This window comes from Paenibacillus sp. FSL R7-0345, assembly GCF_038595055.1.
GTDB lineage: Bacteria > Bacillota > Bacilli > Paenibacillales > Paenibacillaceae > Paenibacillus_AQ.
Genome location: NZ_CP152002.1, coordinates 1434030 through 1452459 on the forward strand (window position 1 = coordinate 1434030; position 18430 = coordinate 1452459).

At 54.2% G+C, this 18430-nt stretch carries 17 protein-coding genes and 1 other annotated feature; of the genes, 7 read left to right on the forward strand and 10 right to left on the reverse strand.

Translation table 11 applies throughout. The annotated features are described in order from the left end of the window. Nucleotides 1–15 precede the first annotated feature (15 nt). The 3 genes from NST84_RS06200 to NST84_RS06210 are packed head-to-tail and all read right to left on the reverse strand — an operon-like array spanning nt 16 to nt 3969. Nucleotides 16–1236, reverse strand: coding sequence for a Ger(x)C family spore germination protein (locus tag NST84_RS06200; RefSeq protein ID WP_342564751.1), 1221 nt, complete (start codon nt 1234–1236; stop codon nt 16–18). After that, on the reverse strand, nt 1236–2333 hold the full coding sequence (locus NST84_RS06205) for a GerAB/ArcD/ProY family transporter (RefSeq protein WP_342564752.1): 1098 nt from the start codon (nt 2331–2333) through the stop codon (nt 1236–1238). Before NST84_RS06205 ends, NST84_RS06200 begins: the two co-directional genes overlap by 1 nt. Continuing rightward, complete coding sequence (locus tag NST84_RS06210) at nt 2281–3969, reverse strand: spore germination protein (RefSeq protein WP_342564753.1); 1689 nt, start codon at nt 3967–3969, stop codon at nt 2281–2283. Before NST84_RS06210 ends, NST84_RS06205 begins: the two co-directional genes overlap by 53 nt. A gap of 233 nt (nt 3970–4202) precedes the next feature. Between NST84_RS06210 and recQ the strand changes: the two genes are divergently transcribed. After that, nucleotides 4203–6038: a DNA helicase RecQ gene (recQ, locus tag NST84_RS06215; RefSeq protein ID WP_342564754.1), complete on the forward strand. Its 1836-nt coding sequence runs from the start codon at nt 4203–4205 to the stop codon at nt 6036–6038. A 15-nt stretch (nt 6039–6053) separates the two neighbouring features. Further along, a complete protein-coding gene (locus tag NST84_RS06220; RefSeq protein ID WP_342564755.1) occupies nt 6054–7940 on the forward strand; it encodes a B12-binding domain-containing radical SAM protein in 1887 nt (628 codons plus the stop codon). A gap of 420 nt (nt 7941–8360) precedes the next feature. Here the strand turns inward: NST84_RS06220 and NST84_RS06225 are convergent, their stop codons facing one another. The 5 genes from NST84_RS06225 to NST84_RS06245 all read right to left on the reverse strand — a co-directional run bounded on the left by NST84_RS06225 (nt 8361) and on the right by NST84_RS06245 (nt 12431). After that, entirely contained in the window at nt 8361–9323 is a 963-nt protein-coding gene (locus NST84_RS06225; protein ID WP_342564756.1) for an alpha/beta hydrolase, read from the reverse strand. Nucleotides 9324–9504: 181 nt separating this feature from the next. Continuing rightward, nucleotides 9505–10473 carry a type I phosphomannose isomerase catalytic subunit gene (locus NST84_RS06230; RefSeq protein WP_342564757.1) on the reverse strand — a complete coding sequence of 323 codons (969 nt, stop codon included), beginning with the start codon at nt 10471–10473 and terminating at the stop codon, nt 9505–9507. 35 nt (nt 10474–10508) lie between these two features. Continuing rightward, on the reverse strand, nt 10509–10901 hold the full coding sequence (locus NST84_RS06235; protein WP_342564758.1) for a VOC family protein: 393 nt from the start codon (nt 10899–10901) through the stop codon (nt 10509–10511). Continuing rightward, nucleotides 10867–11508, reverse strand: coding sequence for a class I SAM-dependent methyltransferase (locus NST84_RS06240; RefSeq protein ID WP_342564759.1), 642 nt, complete (start codon nt 11506–11508; stop codon nt 10867–10869). Before NST84_RS06240 ends, NST84_RS06235 begins: the two co-directional genes overlap by 35 nt. Beyond that, nucleotides 11508–12431, reverse strand: a complete 924-nt coding sequence (locus tag NST84_RS06245; RefSeq protein WP_342566361.1) for a TIGR01212 family radical SAM protein — start codon at nt 12429–12431, stop codon at nt 11508–11510. Before NST84_RS06245 ends, NST84_RS06240 begins: the two co-directional genes overlap by 1 nt. 382 nt (nt 12432–12813) lie before the next feature. Between NST84_RS06245 and NST84_RS06250 the strand changes: the two genes are divergently transcribed. Both NST84_RS06250 and trmB read left to right on the forward strand, forming a co-directional pair. Further along, complete coding sequence (locus NST84_RS06250; protein ID WP_039870595.1) at nt 12814–12996, forward strand: hypothetical protein; 183 nt, start codon at nt 12814–12816, stop codon at nt 12994–12996. A gap of 194 nt (nt 12997–13190) precedes the next feature. Beyond that, on the forward strand, nt 13191–13907 hold the full coding sequence (gene trmB / locus NST84_RS06255) for a tRNA (guanosine(46)-N7)-methyltransferase TrmB (RefSeq protein ID WP_342564760.1): 717 nt from the start codon (nt 13191–13193) through the stop codon (nt 13905–13907). 121 nt (nt 13908–14028) lie between these two features. Here the strand turns inward: trmB and NST84_RS06260 are convergent, their stop codons facing one another. After that, complete coding sequence (locus tag NST84_RS06260; RefSeq protein ID WP_342564761.1) at nt 14029–15144, reverse strand: glycosyltransferase; 1116 nt, start codon at nt 15142–15144, stop codon at nt 14029–14031. A gap of 44 nt (nt 15145–15188) precedes the next feature. After that, complete coding sequence (locus tag NST84_RS06265) at nt 15189–15716, reverse strand: phosphatase PAP2 family protein (RefSeq protein WP_342564762.1); 528 nt, start codon at nt 15714–15716, stop codon at nt 15189–15191. 413 nt (nt 15717–16129) lie between these two features. Between NST84_RS06265 and NST84_RS06270 the strand changes: the two genes are divergently transcribed. From NST84_RS06270 to rpmI, 3 genes are all read left to right on the forward strand, one after another. Further along, on the forward strand, nt 16130–17368 hold the full coding sequence (locus NST84_RS06270) for a glycosyltransferase family 2 protein (protein ID WP_342564763.1): 1239 nt from the start codon (nt 16130–16132) through the stop codon (nt 17366–17368). 96 nt (nt 17369–17464) lie between these two features. Then, nucleotides 17465–17608, forward strand: a sequence feature (ribosomal protein L20 leader region). Nucleotides 17609–17663: 55 nt separating this feature from the next. Continuing rightward, nucleotides 17664–18161, forward strand: a complete 498-nt coding sequence (infC, locus tag NST84_RS06275) for a translation initiation factor IF-3 (RefSeq protein WP_039870606.1) — start codon at nt 17664–17666, stop codon at nt 18159–18161. Nucleotides 18162–18218: 57 nt separating this feature from the next. Next, nucleotides 18219–18419, forward strand: coding sequence for a 50S ribosomal protein L35 (gene rpmI, locus NST84_RS06280; protein WP_062320217.1), 201 nt, complete (start codon nt 18219–18221; stop codon nt 18417–18419). Nucleotides 18420–18430 lie beyond the last annotated feature (11 nt).

Genomic DNA, 18430 nt, shown 5'->3' on the forward strand with positions numbered 1-18430 from the left:
TTACCAAAATCAGATTTATCTGTCCTTCAGTCCTACCCTCTGCAGATGCATATGAAGCGAGACGTCCACACCTACGCTGCTGTACAGCTCTTCCCAGTCCTTTTTACCGTGAATATGCTGCTTCCAGTAGCCAGGATGCCGGGCCCGGATCAGCTCGCCCATCCCGAAAATATCGGAGTGATCCAGCTGAGTCTGCTTAATCACACCGCTGACGACTCCGCGGATCTGTGTATTGAATTCCTGCTCAATTTGCTGCAGGGCGGCAGAGGTGCTGATCGGCTTTTCACTGTCAAAGTGCTCATCCAGGTCTCCTTCGAAATAGAGCTCATATTTAAAATAAGGCTTGCCGTCCCGGATCGAACTGGTTGTCTTGGTGAACCGCCGGTTGATTTTGATAACCACCGTACCAAGCTCCCTGGTCGTGAACAGGGTGGAGTAGCCGCCCGGGTCCATGCCCTGGATCGCCATGAATGCGCCGATCTCCAGCGGCTTCGTTGTGTTGATCATCCGGTTGCCGCTGAAATAGGCCAGCCCCTCGATTAAGATGTTTTCTTTATCGCGGAGGGCGACGTAAGGCAGATATGCGCTTTGTCCCCATTTGGATTCGGCTGACCAGAACCGGCCGAGATAATCACGGGGGAATTTGCCTGAGGCAACCGCTTTTTCCATCATAGATAAAATGTATAGGGTAGGTACCCGCTGTAAAGGCGGATCTACATCCATGAAACGTGAGGCTCTTCCCTCGGAGACAAGCAGCCAGGTTCTGCGCCGGATTTCGGGATTGCGCCGCAGGTAGTCATTCAGCTCATCCATATTGCCCCGGGCGATAGCCTCGCTGATTACAATAACCCGCAGGTGGACGAGATAGCGCGGATCGGCAATCTGCTGCTGCAGATTGTTCATCGCATCATCCAGCGTGTGGCCCGTCACAGTAACCACCCACACCGGACTGGCCTTGGCGCCGTCGCTTGAGCTGCCGCTTCCCGGACCCAGAGGCACCCTTCCCGGAACGGCAATCTGTGCTGTAACGCTGATGGCATGCCCGGGCAGCTTCACATTGTCCAGATGGGTTACCTGCTCTTCTGTAGCCATTTCTTCAGGCGAAGCCGTATCGATCGACAGCCCGAGAACGAGCGCGCGGTCCTCAATCTCCACCTCGTCCCAGCAGCCTGTCAGGAACAGGGTGAGGATTGCCAATGCCGCTATAGCCGAACTGAATTTTCGGACCCTTTTCATCAGGCAGCACCACGCTTTCCGGGACGGCGGAGCAGGTACATGCTCCAGAGCAGGCACAGATATACAGCCAGAATGATCATTGAGGCAAGGCCTAAAGCCAGAGACCAGGTATAGGTTTTAAATACGTTCGCCGGAAGGGAAGCAACTATAAATGTAAGCGGAAGGATCAGGGTAGAGCTCATCCGCTGATCCCGGAAAGCAAACACATGCTGCAGCAGACAGGAGGCCAGATAGTAGGTGCTGTAAAGGGTGGTGTAGACGGAAATGACCCACAGCACAATGAAAATAGCGTCCAGCCGTTCCAGAAAACCTTCGCCTACCGCAGCGGAACGGGCAGACTCCAGTGTGGGGTAGATCAGCAGCTTTGTTTCTTCCGACCCGAACAGCCCGATGGCGGCCACGACAATCAGCAGATAGATAATCCCGGAAACCGCTATGGCAAGAATGCCGGCCCGTACAGCCTGCTTAGGCTTTTGCATCAGGGGAACCAGCAGCACAATGATAAAAGAGCTCTGGAACAGGAAGCTGGCTTTTACCGCCCCTTTCCAAAAAGCCGCAGAGGGCATCACCAGTATAGGCTGCAGATTCAGCAGGTCCATATTGCGCATTGAAATCAGCGTTATAAGCAGAACCGGCGCAATAATCAGCGGCAGGTAGAAGAAATGAATATACGTAAACTTAACGATATTTCTTCTGGAGGAGAGCTGGCAGAGCAGCAGCATGAGGAATACTGTAGCTTCAATAGGTGTTTTTTTAAAAAGAACGGTGGTAGCTACATCCCCAAACTGGCGCGCGGTCAGTCCTGTCAGCAGGACGAAGATCAGCAGGATCAGTAAGGCGAATATGAACGAGAGCGGTTTCCCGATCAGGCGGCGGCTGAAAACAAACAGGGATTCCCGGGGAAACCGGCGGCATAAGGCAGCCAGCGGCCAGAAGCAGACGATGGAAATAACGACCCCGCTAAAAGCCACTAAGGGAGCACTGCTCCCCCCGGCAGCAGCCATATAACGCGGAAAGCTGAGTATGCCCACACCGATAATCGTGCTACCTATTACGGCTGCGGCCCGCAGCGTTGTGATCTGACGGGTAGGGGTCATCCGTTTCACCTCCCTGCTGGAGAATCTGGTCTTCATATACGCCGGGAACAGCTTCCGGGAGCCTTGTGCTGTCCGTTGTATGCAAAAAGCTGGGACGCCGGCGCATCCACCATAGCGGCACCCGCACCAGTGTGTCCTTCCAGTCGCGCCATTTGCCGGGAATAAACGGGGACATATACGGCACACCGAAGGATTCCAGGAACAGCAGATGGTTAAAGATAACAATGGTGCCGATCATAACGCCGTACAGCCCGAACATGCCGGCCAAAAGAATCAGCGGAAACCTCAGCATCCGCAGAGCAATCGCAGCATTATAAGCCGGGGTGGCGAACGAGCCGATGGTCGTCAGCGCCACGATCACCACCGTAATCGGGCTGGCCAGCCCGGCTTCTACCGCAGCCTGTCCAATGACGAGCACGCCGACAATGGACAAGGCCCCGCCGATCATCTGCGGCAGCCGGATGGTGGCTTCGCGCAGCACCTCCATCGATACCTCCATAATCAGTACCTCCAGTACGGCGGGAAAAGGAACGCCTGCCCGGCCCCCGGAAATAGCGACAGCGAAGTCAGTGGGCATCAGCTCCGGGTTGAAGGAAATGACAGAGACATAGAGCGCCGGGAAAAACAGCGAGCTGGCCAAGGCGATCAGCCGGATGATCCGGATCAGGCTGCCCATGATAAACCGCTCGGTGTAGTCGTCAACCGTCTGGAAAAACTGGTTGAACAGGGCCGGCACAATCAGCGCAAACGGCGAACCGTCTACAAGGAGAGCTACTCTTCCTTCCATCAGTGCGGCAACGGTCTTGTCAGGGCGTTCCGTGTTCTGCACCTGCGGGAAAGGGGAGAGGGGCTGGTCTTCAATGAACTGCTCGATATATCCGGCATCAATAATGCCGTCGGTATCGATAATGGAGATTCTGCGCATGGCTTCAGCTACTAGCTGCGGATCGGCGATGCTGTCCAGGTAACATAAAGCGACCCGCGACTGGGTGCGTCTGCCAAGCGGACTGATCTCGATCCGCAGGTCTGTGCTCTGCAGCCGGTAGCGGAGCAGGGCCAGATTGTTCTCCAGCTTTTCTACATAGCCTTCCCGCGGCCCGCGGATAACCTGCTCGGTCTGCGGCTGGTCTACACCGCGCAGGTCTACCTGCCGTATATCCAGCAGGAGTGATTCGGTTACGCCGTTTATCAGGAGGGCAAGACTGCCTTTGACGATGGCAGGCGGCAGGTGATCAAGCTTCTGCTCTGTATTGCCCTGCGTCACCTGCACTGCTTTTGCCCAAATATAATGGATAAGGTGATCAGGGTCCTCAGGAACACCAGGAGAGTTCTCCGGGCCGGGCAGCAGCGGTTTCAGGATATGCTCCCGGATTTGCTCCTCATTTACGAGTGACGATAAAAAGACTATTGCAGCCTCATGCCTTCCGAACAACAGAAAATCGCGTATCACAAGATCACCGTTAGCACCCAGCACAGCCTGCAACTGCTGAAGATTATCTGCCAGGCTGCGGCTCAGGCTGCCTGCTCCGGGAGCCTGCGGGGAGCCGGGCTGCTTCTTTTTTAAATAGGATTCATATTTTTCATTCCAGCTTTGCAGCGTTTCCGCCTCCTTTGGAAGGGCTGTATGGAAGATCACTATAAAGTTTTGCTTGCTGCAGCCCGTTTTATGTAAGACGGGGCGGAAGGATATGTTGCCGGCCTGCAGAAACAGAAGTTTTTTTGTCCTTTCTGCGGTTGCTCATTGTCCTTTTGCCCGGTAAACTAAAGAGAGAATGACTCAAGCTGATGCTTCCGGAAGAGAAGCTTTTTCTGCTAAGAAGCGATATACCACAGTCCATTCCCACAATACTTTTAGGAGTTATGATAGCGATGAACATGCAAGCACCTACTATGGAGCAGGCGCAGGCTGAACTGCAGAAATATTACGGCTATCCCGACTTCCGGGAAGGCCAGAAAAAAATCGTGCAGCACCTGCTGGAGGGCGGTGACACCCTGGGCATCATGCCGACCGGCGGGGGGAAATCGATCTGTTACCAGGTTCCGGCGCTGCTGATGCCGGGTCTGACCCTGGTCATCTCACCGCTGATCTCATTGATGAAGGATCAGGTGGACGCCCTGACTACGGCCGGAATTCCGGCAGCCTATATTAACAGCACCCTAAGCGGCAAGGAAGTGAACGAGCGGATCCGCGCCGCACGCCGGGGCGAGCTGAAGCTGCTCTACGTTGCACCTGAACGGCTGGAGCTGGACTGGTTCCGCCTGGAAATGGCGGGCCTTTCTATTTCCTGCGTAGCTGTAGATGAAGCCCACTGCGTATCGCAGTGGGGTCACGACTTCCGTACCAGCTATCTGGCGGTGGCGCCGTTTGTTGAGGAGCTGCCGCAGCGGCCGATCCTGGCCGCTTTTACCGCTACGGCAACGCCGGAGGTCATGGAGGACATGGTTCGGCTGCTCCGCCTGCGCCAGCCGGGCGTGTTCATGACCGGACTCGGCCGGGACAACCTGGCGATGTCAGTGCTGCGCGGAGAGAACAAGCGCGAGTACGTGCTTGACTATACCGCCAGTCATTCGCACCAGCCGGGTATCGTGTATGCCGCGACCCGCAAAGAGGTCGATGATCTCTACCAGCGGCTGCAGGCGTCAGGGATCGCCTCCGGGCGCTACCATGCCGGCATGAGCGACCAGGAGCGGGCGGACAGCCAGGAAGGGTTCCTGTATGACGATATCCGCGTCATGGTGGCGACCAATGCGTTCGGGATGGGGATCGACAAATCCAACGTGCGTTATGTAATCCACTACAATATGCCGAAGAATATGGAGGCTTATGTCCAGGAGGCCGGACGCGCCGGCCGGGACGGGGAGCCGAGCGAGTGTATCCTGCTGTTCAGCGCGCAGGACATTATGACCCAGAAGTTCCTGATCGAGCAGAACCCGCAGGACCCTGAGCGCAAAGCCAATGAATACCGCAAGCTGCAGCAGATGATCGATTACTGCTATACAACCCGCTGCCTGCGCAGCGCGCAGCTTGCTTATTTCGGTGAAGACGATGAAGACAAGCTCTGCGGGATCTGCAGCAACTGCACAGATGAGCGCGAGCTGGTCGATATGACCGTGGATGCGCAGAAGATATTCTCCTGCATCCACCGGATGCGGGAGCGCTTCGGAGTGGCGCTGGTCGCCTCGGTGCTGAAGGGCTCGCGCAACCAGAAGGTGCTGCAGTACGGCTTCGAGCAGCTGCCGACCCATGGCGCGATGTCGAGCCGCACGGAGAAGGAAATTACCGAGAGCATCAATGTGTTGATCTCGGAGGGGTATCTGGCCCTTTCAGAGGGCCAGTATCCGGTAGTGCGGCTGCAGCCGCTGGCAGCCGAGGTGCTGCGCGGCCAGCGCCAGGTGCAGCAGCGGGTGGCCCGGCCGCTGGTTACCGGCGGTGCCGGCTCGGGGCGCAGCCGCAGCCGGGGCTACGACCATTCGCCGTCTGCGGTCAATGAGACGGTGTTTGAGCAGCTGCGCCTGATCCGCCGCGATCTGGCGGGGCGGGAGCATGTGCCTTCTTATATTATTTTTAATGATGCGACCTTGCGCGAGATGAGTGTGGTTTGTCCGCAGACGGAAGCGGAAATGCTGAGAGTGAAGGGTGTCGGTGAAGTGAAGTACCGGAAATACGGCCAGCCGTTTCTGGAGTTTTTTCAAAATGAAATGTAAAGAAGGTTATAAGGCATGAGAATCGTCCTGGCGACATTAAACGCCAAATATATCCATACCTCGCTGGCCATCCGTCTGCTTAAGGCGTACAGTGAGCATGAATTCCCGGATATTATGCTGGCTGAATATACCATCAAGGATCCTGCGATGAATATCGTGTCCGATCTATTCCAGAAGAAGCCCGATGTTATCGGCTTTTCCTGTTATATATGGAACATTGAAGAAACGATCAAGCTGGTCAGCATTCTCAAGCAGGTGCTGCCGGAGGTCCAGATTGTACTGGGCGGCCCTGAAGTGTCGTATGAGCCGCTCTATTGGATGAAGCGCGAGCCCGGCGTGGATTTTGTGGTAAACGGAGACGGGGAAGAGACGTTCCATCATCTGCTGCAGGAGCTGCGGGATGAGCGCAAGTTCCACTTTGTATACGGGGCTGCTTACCGCAAAGGCGAGGAGCTGATCGTCAACCCTCCGCGTCCCAAAAGCGATCTCAACACCCTGCCGACACCGCACCGGTTCGCCGATGATCTGCCGGATCTCAGCAAACGGATCGTTTATTTTGAGACCAGCCGGGGCTGTCCGTTCAACTGCCAGTTCTGCTTATCGAGTATTGAAGTCGGCGTGCGCTATTATGATATTGAGCGGGTGAAATCGGATCTGCTCTATCTGATCAACAACGGGGCAAAGGTTATCAAGTTCCTCGACCGGACATTCAATATCAACCGCAGCTATGCGATGGAGATGTTCCAGTTCCTGATCGACAACCACCAGGGCTGTGTGTTCCAGTTCGAGATTACGGCGGACATTATGCGGCCGGAGGTGCTGGATTTTCTGTCCGAGAATGCGCCGCCAGGGATTTTCCGCTTCGAAATCGGTGTGCAGTCGACCAATGATGAGACCAATGAGCTGGTCAAGCGCCGCCAGAATTTTACCAAGCTGTCCCGTACCGTGATGAAAATCAAAGCCAGCGGCAACATCGACCAGCATCTGGATCTGATCGCCGGCCTGCCGCAGGAGGATTACGCAACTTTCCGCAAAACGTTTAATGACGTATTCGCTATGGAGCCCGAGGAGCTGCAGCTGGGCTTCCTCAAAATGCTGCGCGGCACCGGGCTGCGTGCCCAGGCTGCCAAATACGAGTATACCTACATGGAGCATGCGCCATATGAGATTCTTAGCTCGCATGTGATGTCCTTCGCTGATATCATCCGGCTGAAGCGGCTGGAGGATGTGCTGGAGAAATACTGGAACAGCCACCGGCTGGATCATACGGTCAAGTATCTGATCCGTCATGTGTTTGAGTCCCCGTTTGATTTCTTCCAGGCGTTCGGCGATTACTGGGAGGAGCGGGGCTGGCAGAAGATCGGCCATCAGCTGGAGGATCTGTTTACCCGGCTGCATGCGTTCCTGACCGATAGGGATACCCCTTCGATGGAGATCATCACCGGGCTGATGAAGCTCGATTACTTCCTGGGGCACAAGTACAAGCCGCGCAAAATCTGGTGGGACAATGCACTGGAGAAGCCGGAGTGGGCGCGCCACATGAAAGAAATCGTTGCTCATCCAGAGCGCGTCTCCGCAGTTCTGGCGGAAGCTGGCTACACTGAACGTGAGCTGCAGAAGTTCATGGTGCTTGAGGTGCTTCCGTTCCGGCTCGCGCCTGTGCTGGATTCTATCAGCGGGCTGCGGGCGGATGCTGCTCCAGAGGTTTTGCTGGTTACCGCAGGAGAAACCGCTGGCAGTGAAGGTGCAGATGCTGATCTTATGGTGGAGAACGTGCCAGCTGCAGCTGTTGCAGTAGCTGAAGCTGCACCGGAAGACGTCGGCGGAAGTACCCTGCTGATCGTGCTGTATCAGCAGGATGAGAGCCAGCGTGCGCAGTATTATGCTTTGCCTTTGAGTTAGTGGTTTTCTTATAGCAGGCAGACGGCTAACGGACCGGGCAGCCTTTATTTGCCCGCTATAGGGAGATTTGGAGCTGTAACGGACTGAGGAGACCTTATCACAGGCGAAACTCCGCGGTTTGGCGCTAATCAGCATGAATAGGTGCATCTGAGTCCGTTAGGGCCGGAAGTGGGTCGAAAATCAGCAAATAACGGCGTCTGGGTCCGTTAGAGTAGAGGAATGTCCGCTGTTTTTTTACTTCTAACCTGCTGGCGAGGGCGTTGTGACTGATGAAAATCAGATGTTACTGGCAGATGAGCGACTGATGGACGTAACGCAACAGAACAAGTAGCATAACGGTTTTACACATACAAAGAAGCCGTCCCTGCAGCCACAACGTGGCACAGGGACGGCTTCTTTGTGTTATACACTCCAGAGCATTCAATTCGCCGCCGGCTGAAGCAGAAGAGACTCTGCCGGAAGGTGGCGCACCAGCCAATCCAGCACGTCTGCGGTGACTTCCTCGTGGTTGACCTCGTTCAGCATTTCATGACGCCCTTCCGGGTACAGGCGGTATTCCACATCGCCGAGGCCTTGCTCTTTGTAAAGTGCGGCCAGGCGCAGCACACCCTGGCCGTTCATGCCAACCGGATCTTTGGCACCGGAGAACAGATAGACCGGTTTATCCTTGCACAGCTTGAGCAGCGTCTCCTGACAGTGGATGTCTCGAAGGAGCCGGAAGAAATCGCGGAAGAAGCGGGTGGTGCAGATCGCCCCGCAGAACGGGTCGGCGATATAGCGGTCCACTTCCTGCGGATCGCTGCTCAGCCAGTCAAAAGCGGTCCGGATCGGCGAGAAGGAGCGGTTGTAGGCTCCGAATACGATGCCGTTCAGCAGCACGCTACGGTGACGCTCACCCTGGAGCTTCAGCTGCAGCGCTGCGAGCGATTCTCCGGCCTTCAGCATGGTGCGCGGCCCGTTGGTGCCGCTGAGAATGTAACCGGCATAGATATCGCTGTCTTCCTCGCACATCAGCTTCTGGGCCAGAAAGGAGCCCATGCTATGGGCAAACAGGAAGACCGGCAAGCCCTCATGCCGGGAGCGGGCGATGTTCGCAAGCTGTACCAGATCACGCCGCATCCAGTAGAAGCCGTTCTCACCAGTGTCACCGAGCAGATTGACCTTACCCGCCGTTTTACCGTGACCGCGGTGGTCATTAGCGTAAACGGCATATCCGGCGGCCGTCAGGGCCGAGGCAAAGCGTGTATAACGGGCAGCCGTCTCGCACATGCCGTGGGCAATCTGCACAACACCCCGGACCGGAGCCGCCGGTTCAGGCAGCCACACATAGACGTGGATATTTACCCCCAAGGGATCGGTCATCGTAAAGCTGTTTTCCCTCATTGGATGTCCTCCTGAAAGTTTTGGGAGCGACTCTACTGTGAGATTACTCCGTACAAAACTGCTTCGAAAGCATACGCTTAGTTTTGGGAGCGACTCTACTGTGAGATTACTCCGTACAAAACTGCTTCGAAATTATACGCCTGTGCCTCAATCCTATAGTCTATTCACACATGTGCCTGTACTATGGCAAATAAGAGCGCAGTACAGTGGAATGTCCTTCAATACCATAGGCGCCGAGCGTAGACGGCAGCAGGTAGCATTCCCCTGCGGCATAAGGCTGGGAGCCGCCTTCCCAAGTGAGATGGCCGCTGCCTTCGCAGATGACCAGAATGGTGAAGCTATCCGGGGTTGTAGCGAGATTCCATTCGCCGTTTACAATCCCTTTTTCAACGATAAAGTAAGGGGAGGAGGCAATCTGCAGCCATTCTCCGGCTACGGCACTGTCTGTTTTCATAGAAGTGGCGCCAGCGCCCGCATAGGCGGTAACATTCAGCGAGTCCTCAATATGCAGCTCACGCGGCTTGCCGTCAAGGCCCGGGCGGTCGTAGTCGTAAATGCGGTATGTAGTATCTGAGTTCTGCTGGATCTCGGCTACAACGACTCCCGCACAAAGGGCATGTACAGTACCGGCAGGAATGTAAAAAGCATCTCCTGCGGAAACCGTGATTTCCTGCATGGTATCCATTACGGTGCCGTTTTCCAGCGCAGCCTTCAGGCTCTCGCGGGTGACATTTTCCTTCAGGCCGTAGATGATTTTGGCACCGGGATTGGCATCGAGCACATACCACATTTCTGTTTTGCCCAGTTCGCCCTTCGGCAATCCTTCGTAATCATCAGTAGGGTGTACCTGTACTGACAAGTTGTCGTTGCAGTCAAGCAGCTTGATCAGCAGCGGAAAACGGGTGCCGTCTTCTGTAATGCCTTTGCTGCCGAACCATTCCTTGCCGAATTGTTCGCGGATCTGATCGAGGCCTTGTCCGGCCAATTCGCCGTTAATAACCGAGGAAACACCGTTCGGATGGTCAGCGATCATCCAGCCTTCCCCGATATGGCCTTCCGGCAGCTCGAGGCCAAATTTCTCCAGGGCACGGCCGCCCCACACGCGTTCTTTAAACTCCGGCTGAAACTTGAGTGGATATGGTTTTGTCATTACAGTAACTTCCTCTCCGTTTGGTTTTTACGTGTCTATTTACTGCGTGTGGACTCAAAGAACTCCAGCTTCTCTCCATCCGGCCCGTCAAAAAAGAAATAGCGGCTGCCGTTCCCCAGCGTGTTGATATCCGTTAGTCCGGACAGCTGCAGCGCGGCAATCCGGCTGTGCTCAGACTCAATGCCGGTGACGGTAAAGGCGACATGGCTGACCTTGCCTTCGTCCGGCAGCCCGGTCCATACCCGTTCGATCAGCTCGATCTCTACACTGGCCTGGCCCGGAAAGCTCAGGAAGGCGAGGCGCAAACCGTCGCCAGGCTTACCGATAATATCCTGCAGGGAGAGGCCGATTACTTCCTGGTAAAATGCAAGGGACTGCTCGAGCTGTGCTACCTTAATGCCGATGTGCTCCATTTTGCTTACTGCCATCCTGGATTTCAGCTCCTTTTTTCTTCTCAACTGCAATGACATACGGGGCGGCCGCACGCTGCAGCTGGCGGTAAATGATGCTCTGCGCAAGGCGCTGGGGCAGGCCCGCGGCCCAGGCCTCCACAGCGGCGGCTTCGCGGTCGCCGCCGTCGTGGCCGGGGTAGAGCACGGCTGTAATGATGCCGCCCGGACGCAGCAGCGTCAGGGCGGCATCCAGCGCAGCCAGCGTGCTCGCGGTCTCGGTGATGATGGTCTTATCGGCATCGCCTGCCGGCAGATAGCCGAGATTGAACATCACCGCCGAGACCTTTCCGTGCCACTGCGTCGGCACGGCTTCAACCATCGCTGCGTGGCTGCGCGCAAGCAGCGTTACGGGAGCAAGCGCAGCCGGCGCTTCCTCCCGGGCCAGCCGCAGGCGCTCCTCCGCAAGCGCAAGCGCCGCAGGCTGGATGTCAAACCCGTACACCCCGCCGCGCAGCCCCGCGCATCTCGCGAGAAACAGCGTATCCGCACCGGTGCCCACGGTGGCGTCAATAGCCAGTCCGCCGGAAGCCAGGCGCTCCGCCGTTAATTTGTGGGCAAAGCTGAGCACGGACAGGAAGCCCATCAGCTCTTCCTCCAGTACTTACCCTGCCAGCTGTCGCGTGCAACCAGCTCGGCATCGATTGCATTCAGCACTTCCCACTTCTTCAGGCTCCAGAGCGGCCCGATCAGGGCTTCGCGCGGTGCATCCCCCGTAAGGCGATGGACAATCATCTCCGGCGGCAGCAGCTCCAATGAGTCAACGATCAGCTTGACGTACTCGTCCTGCTCCATGAACCGCAGCAGGCCGGCTTCGTACTGCTTGACCATCGGGGTTTTGCGCATAAGATGGAGCAGGTGGATCTTGATCCCCTGCACGTCCATCGCAGCTACGGCCGATACGGTCTCCAGCATCATTTCATGGGTTTCCTGAGGCAGCCCGTGAATGATATGGGTGCAGACCCGGATGCCGTGGGCACGCAGCTTGGCGACAGCGTCGACATAGCACTGGGAATCATGCGCGCGGTTAATCAGATCGGAAGTGGAATTATGAATCGTCTGCAGGCCCATCTCAATCCACAGGTAAGTCCGCTGGTTCAGCTCCGCCAGGTATTCGATAACATCATCCGGCAGGCAGTCAGGCCGTGTGGCAATGGATAATCCCACTACGCCAGGCTGCTGCAAAATAACCTCATAGTATTCCCGCAGCTCCTCTACCGGAGCATACGTATTGGTGTAGGCCTGGAAATAGCCGATATATTTGGCGTTCGGCCACTTCAGATGCTGGCGGTCGCGCACCTTATTGAACTGGGTAACGAGATCGTCGCGGCGGCTGCCGGCGAAATCACCGGAGCCTCTGGCGCTGCAGAAGGTGCAGCCTCCTTTGGCAATTGAGCCGTCACGGTTCGGACAGGTGAAGCCGGCGTCAAGCATAACCTTGAACACTTTGGTATCCATAGTTCCGCGCATTTCGTAGTTCCATGTATGGAACCGTTTATCTCCCCACATCAGCGGAGTGGAGGTCTGTAAAAGACTCACGGTAAAGCTCCTTCCCTAAATATAAGAACGTTTATTTTGAGAGCCGGACACTATCTGCCAGGCCGGCATAATCCTTATATTTGTATCGTACAGGCGTATGATCTGTTTAAAGAAGTACAGCCATTTCTTTCTAACCCGTCTATTGTAACAAAATTCAGCGTCAAGCGTAACATTGGCACCCGGAAAAAAGGTGAAAAATAGGCAGGGAAAACCCGCTATTTTACTTGTTAATGCTTACACCATATGTTATATTTAAATTGTAAATAAACCGATTACAGTAGCTGAAAAACTCCAATCTTGAATTCATACTTTCGTGTTGTCCCGCCCATACTAAACCTAAGAGGTGATCACGATGAATTCTCAAACAGCTTATGCTGAAGGAAAAGGTTCGATTGATGTACAGCTGACCCCCGATGAGGCCCTGGCGCTTACCGGCGTTGAATTTAACGGAAATCATAAGATCAAGACCGAAGCACAGCGCAAGATCAGAAATGCTTTTGAGAAGAAATTTGATTTTGATTCGCCGGCAAGGTAGACTATGAACTGTTGAAAATGGACCCCAATTCCAAATACAACGAGTAACTGAAAAGGGATTCTCCCGCGGCGTCTTCCTGCCCTCCGGAGAATTCCTTTTTGCTGTTTTAGGGTAAATCTCTTTACTTTTGCGGACAAGTTCGGCACAATGTTTCAAGTAGCAGTAATGTATAAGAGAATAAGCGGAGGAATACTATGCGTTTACGCGGAAGAAAAGGAATACGTGAAAGCCTGGAAGAACAGACAGACCTGGTAGTTCTCGATCCACGCAGCCTTAAGGGACGCTGGTCGGAAGTGTTCGGCAACGACAACCCGATTCATGTGGAATTCGGGATGGGCAAAGGGCAGTTTATAAGCCAGATGAGCTTTAAATATCCCGGTATCAATTTTATCGGCGTTGATATGTATGATGAGCTGATCCGCCGTGCGGCGGAAAAGGCGAGACTGGTATGGGAGCCGGCGGGACATGAGACCCCGCCGAACCTGAAGGTGGCACTGGCGAACATCGACTATGCCGAGGAAGTGTTTGCACCGGGTGAGCTGGAGCGGATTTATCTGAACTTTAGTGATCCCTGGCCAAAAAGCAAGCATGCCCGCCGGCGCCTGACCCACCCGCGCTTCCTCGACAAATACCGCGGCCTGCTTAGCCCGCTCGGTGAAATTCATCTGAAGACGGATTCGCGCAGCCTGTTCGAGTTCTCATTGAATGCTTTTGCCGATTTCGGCCTGCAGATGAAAAATATTTCGCTGGACCTGCATACAGAGGGCGTTATCAACGAAGAGCATGTCATGACGGAATATGAGACAAAGTTCTATAACCGCGGCGTAAACATTCACCGCTGTGAGGCGATTGTCGGTGCAGAAGCGCTGGCGCGCTATCAGGCAACCCGCCTGGATAAATACCGGCTGTAACAGCGGTTACGGCATCCATTAGACGGCAACAACAAAAAGGCAGTTACGGATTTCTCCGTAACTGCCTTTTTTGATACCTGTAAGTGTGTAGGGGGAGGCTGTTCCCTTGTTCTGGTCTGTCTTAATCCAGCATATCAATAATGCTCTGGGCGCTTTGCAGCGGATGGAATTTAGCTATAGCCTCAAGATGGCTTTTCCGTTTGGCCTGCACATCATCGTAGTGGTAGAGCAGCCGCTCCATCCATTTGTCTACGACCTCCAGGGAGGAGATCGCTTCACCGAGGCCGGCTGAGGTAAAGTAACGGACGTTCTCCTCCTCCTGTCCCGGCAGCGGGTTGTGGAAAAGCATGGGAATGCCCTTGGCCAGGCCTTCGCTGCAGGTCATACCGCCCGGCTTGGTAACCAGCAGGTCAGAAATTTCCATCAGCTTGTCGACGTCGCGGGTGAAGCCAAGCAGTGAAATGTTCGGATGCCGGTATGCGGGATCAGCCTTCATGTCATTCAGCAGCTTCTCGTTTCTGCCGAGGCAAAAGACAATCTGCACCTTCTCCCGCCAGCCGGCCAGCGCCTCGTTGACCACGCCGTCGTTCATCATGCCCCAGCCGCCGCCCATGACCAGGACAGTCGGCAGGTCCTGGAGGCTGAACTGCTCCAGAATCTCCTGCCGTCCGGGATGCTCCCAGAAGCTCGGGTGCACCGGCATGCCGGTTACCTGGATTCTGGCGGAGGGAACGCTGCGCCGGCGCAGTTTGGCTTTGACCTCAGGGGTTGAGACCAGATAACGGTCCACCTCCGGACTGATCCAGCTGGCATGGGCGTCGTAATCGGTGATAACCGTGACCAGCGGCGCCTTGAAGCCCGGGTTCAGCCGTTTCAGGCGGGAGACAACAGCGCTCGGGATAAAGTGCGTGCAGATGATGATATCGGGCTTCAGCTGTCTCACAATATTCTGGGTATGTGTATAAAATATGCGGTGCAGGGCAAGTGTGGTAAGACGGTTAAATGATTTTTGGTGACGGTACACATACCCCATCAGCCGTGGCTGTGAGGTCACTGTCTTGCGGTAAGCCGATACAATTAGCGGAGCCATTTTGGGGTTCAGAAAATTCCCCAGCTCCAGTACCCTGGTTTGAATATGGGGCGATAGCTTGCGCAGGCTGCTAGACAGCGCGTAAGCTGCCTGCGTATGTCCTGCGCCAAAACCTTCCGACAGCAACAATACTCTTTTTTTGCGCAATGTTTGATTCACCTGTTCCCAAATGGTTTTGCCGGGGGCGGGCTTCAGAACCACAGAGCAACTGTGCCTGCGGCAACGCCGCCGCCGATCACTGCACCTGCCATTACATCGGACGGATAGTGCAGCCCGAGATAAATCCGCGAGAAGCCGACAATGCACGCCAGCGGCAGCAGAACAACGGTAAGGGCCGGATAAGCCGCCATATAAGGAACCGTAGAGGCAAAGATAGCTGTAGTATGGCCTGAAGGAAAAGAATGATCCTTAAGCGGATTGTGGAACGTATTGGTGCCCGGCAGCGCCAGATAAGGCCGCATGCGCGGGTACAGCTTTTTGGCGATTGCAACGGGCAGATGGCTGACCGCCAGTGCAGTGAGGGCCTGAAGGCCTGTCGTCCGAAGCGGCTGGGGAGCAAAGGCCCAGATGAGCACATTGATACCGATAGCGCTTGTTGCGCCGCCCAGATGGGTAAGATAGAAGAGCCAGAAGTTCAGAAAAGGGTTATGCAGGCGGCCGTTGATCCATTGGAAAAGGCGGCGCTCCCAGAGTAGTAATTTCATGAATAAATGTCTCATATCTTGTCCCTCCGATAGTCCGGCTGAGGATAGTTGGCACTTCTGCTGCCAATTACGAATGTATACCCCGAAGCTGACTTTATCATACGTTTTATAGGTAGTCCATTTCAAGGAAAAGCTCTGGTGAAGCGCGGAAATTGTCAGTTTTGACTTGAGAACCCCTGACACCGTACAATGATTCAAGCGGACCGGACGCGTTTAAAAGGTAACAGAGAAAATGAGGAATCCGTCACACCGGAAAACCCTATAACATCTTTTAAACGGGATATAAATAAATGAACGCCTGGCCGCGGAAAAGGGTAAGCGCTTGTCTATTGTAAGGGATGCAACAAAAGGGTCAGCAACATCGTTTAACATGCCATAGACAGAAAAGAATGGCATATCAACAATGAAAAAGGGGGCATCAAAAGATCATGGCAGACGCTCTGTTTGTTACGCTCCAAGTGATCTTGGCAGCAATTGCAGTCTATCAGTTCACGTTTTCGCTGTTCGGACTGCACAGGAAGAAGAGAAAGGAACATTTTACACCGGAAAAGTCTTTTGCAGTTCTGGTAGCCGCGCACAATGAGGAAGAAGTGGTCGGCGCGCTGATGGAAAATTTGAAGCAGCTTAATTATCCCCGGGATCTGTACGATGTATTTGTCATCTGTGACAACTGCACCGACGGGACGGCCAAGATCGTAAGGGAGCACGGTATGAACGCCTGTGTCCGCACGAATAACAATCTGCGGGGCAAGGGCTATGCCATTGAATGGATGCTGAAGGAACTGTGGGCCATGCCGCGGCAGTATGACGCTGTAGTCATGTTCGACGCTGATAATCTGGCGCACACGGAATTCCTGATGGAGATGAATAATGATCTCTGTTCAGGTGCCAAGGTCATTCAGGGGTACATTGACACCAAGAATCCGGAGGATTCCTGGATCACTGCAGCCTACGGTGTATCCTACTGGTACATCAACCGCCTGTGGCAGCTTTCGCGTCACAATCTGCAGATGGCGAATTTCCTCGGCGGCACCGGAATGTGCTTTGAGACAGCCCTGCTGAAAGAAATGGGCTGGGGCGCTACCAGTCTGGTAGAGGACTTGGAATTCACGATGCGCAGTGCCTCCAAGGGCGTCTATCCGAAGTTTAACTATGATGCCAAGGTATTCGATGAGAAGCCGCTGACCTTCAAGGCTTCCTCGAGACAGCGCCTGCGCTGGATGCAGGGACACTTTACGGTGGCCCGCCGCTATTTCTTCCCGCTGCTGTGGCAGAGTATCAAGGAACGCAGTTTAACCAAGTTTGACCTGGCCCTGTATGGAGCCAACGTCTACATTGTCCTGCTGACGTTTCTGATGACTGCGGTTATGTGGGTAGACACCGCACTGTTCGATGGTCCGAACATTGCTAATATTTATGGTCATCTGCCGATCTGGCTGAGCTATCTGGCGATCGGAGCGAATATTCTGACCTTCCTTCTGGCCATGGCGCTGGAGAAGGTGAAGTTCAAGAAGGTATATCTGTATCTATTGGCCTTCCCGGTTTATCTGCTGTCGTGGTATCCGATCACGTTCTACGCGTTCTTCACGCAGAACAACAAGCAGTGGAGCCACACAAAGCATACGCGGGTGGTCCGGCTTGAGGAAGTTCAGAGCAAGCAGGTATAATTTAATGCAAGGTTGAGGTTTATAAACTTCTATTTTCAAAAGTGTTGACAATGCTGTAAACAATGGTGTATAGTATTCAAGTATGCAAAACATAGGGATTGCAAGCAGAAGCACCGGCTTCTCACCTGACTGGCAATACGTCAGCTGGTTTTGATCTCAATGCTTTATGAATGTTATAATTCATGAACGTTGATCAAACACGGGGTGTCGGGAGTTACCGGCGCCCCTTTTTTATGGAGAACCACAACAAATTGTCAAATAGATCCGGAGGTGGAGCGTTATCAGTAAGGAACATATGATCAATGATGAAATTCGGGCCAGAGAGGTCCGGTTGGTTGGAGCGGAAGGTGAGCAAATCGGAATTACGCCGATCCGAGAGGCGCTGCAAATGGCGATTGATCTGAATTTGGATTTAGTCAACGTAGCTCCGCAGGCGAAACCGCCGGTATGCCGCATCATGGATTACGGCAAGTTCCGTTATGAAACACAGAAGAAAGAGAAGGAAGCGCGTAAGAATCAGAAGATCGTTGATCTTAAGGAAGTCTGGTTCCGTGCTAACATTGAAGAACATGATTATCAAACCAAGTTCCGCAATGTGATCAAATTCCTGGGTGAAGGCGATAAAGTGAAGTGCTCCGTTCGTTTCCGCGGACGTGAGATTACCCACGCTAATATCGGCCAGAAAATTCTGGAACGCGTTAAGAACGAAGTGGTTGATATAGCTGTTGTGGAGCGCCAGCCTAAGCTGGAAGGACGCAGCATGATTATGATTCTGGCTCCTAAGCCCCAATAAATTTGGAGTCACTTGCACAGCAATTTGGCGCCGCATAATATTCAAGGAGGAAACACCATGCCTAAAATGAAAACACATAGCAGCCTGAAAGGCCGCTTCAAGATCACCGGATCCGGTAAAGTTCTGCGCTACAAAGCCCACAAGAACCACTTGCTGTCCCACAAGTCCAAACGTGCTAAGCGCGTACTGAACGGCAATCCGGTTATGGCTGCCGGTGACGTTAGACGTTTGAAACAAGGACTTGCTAACTTGAAATAGTTTGATCACAC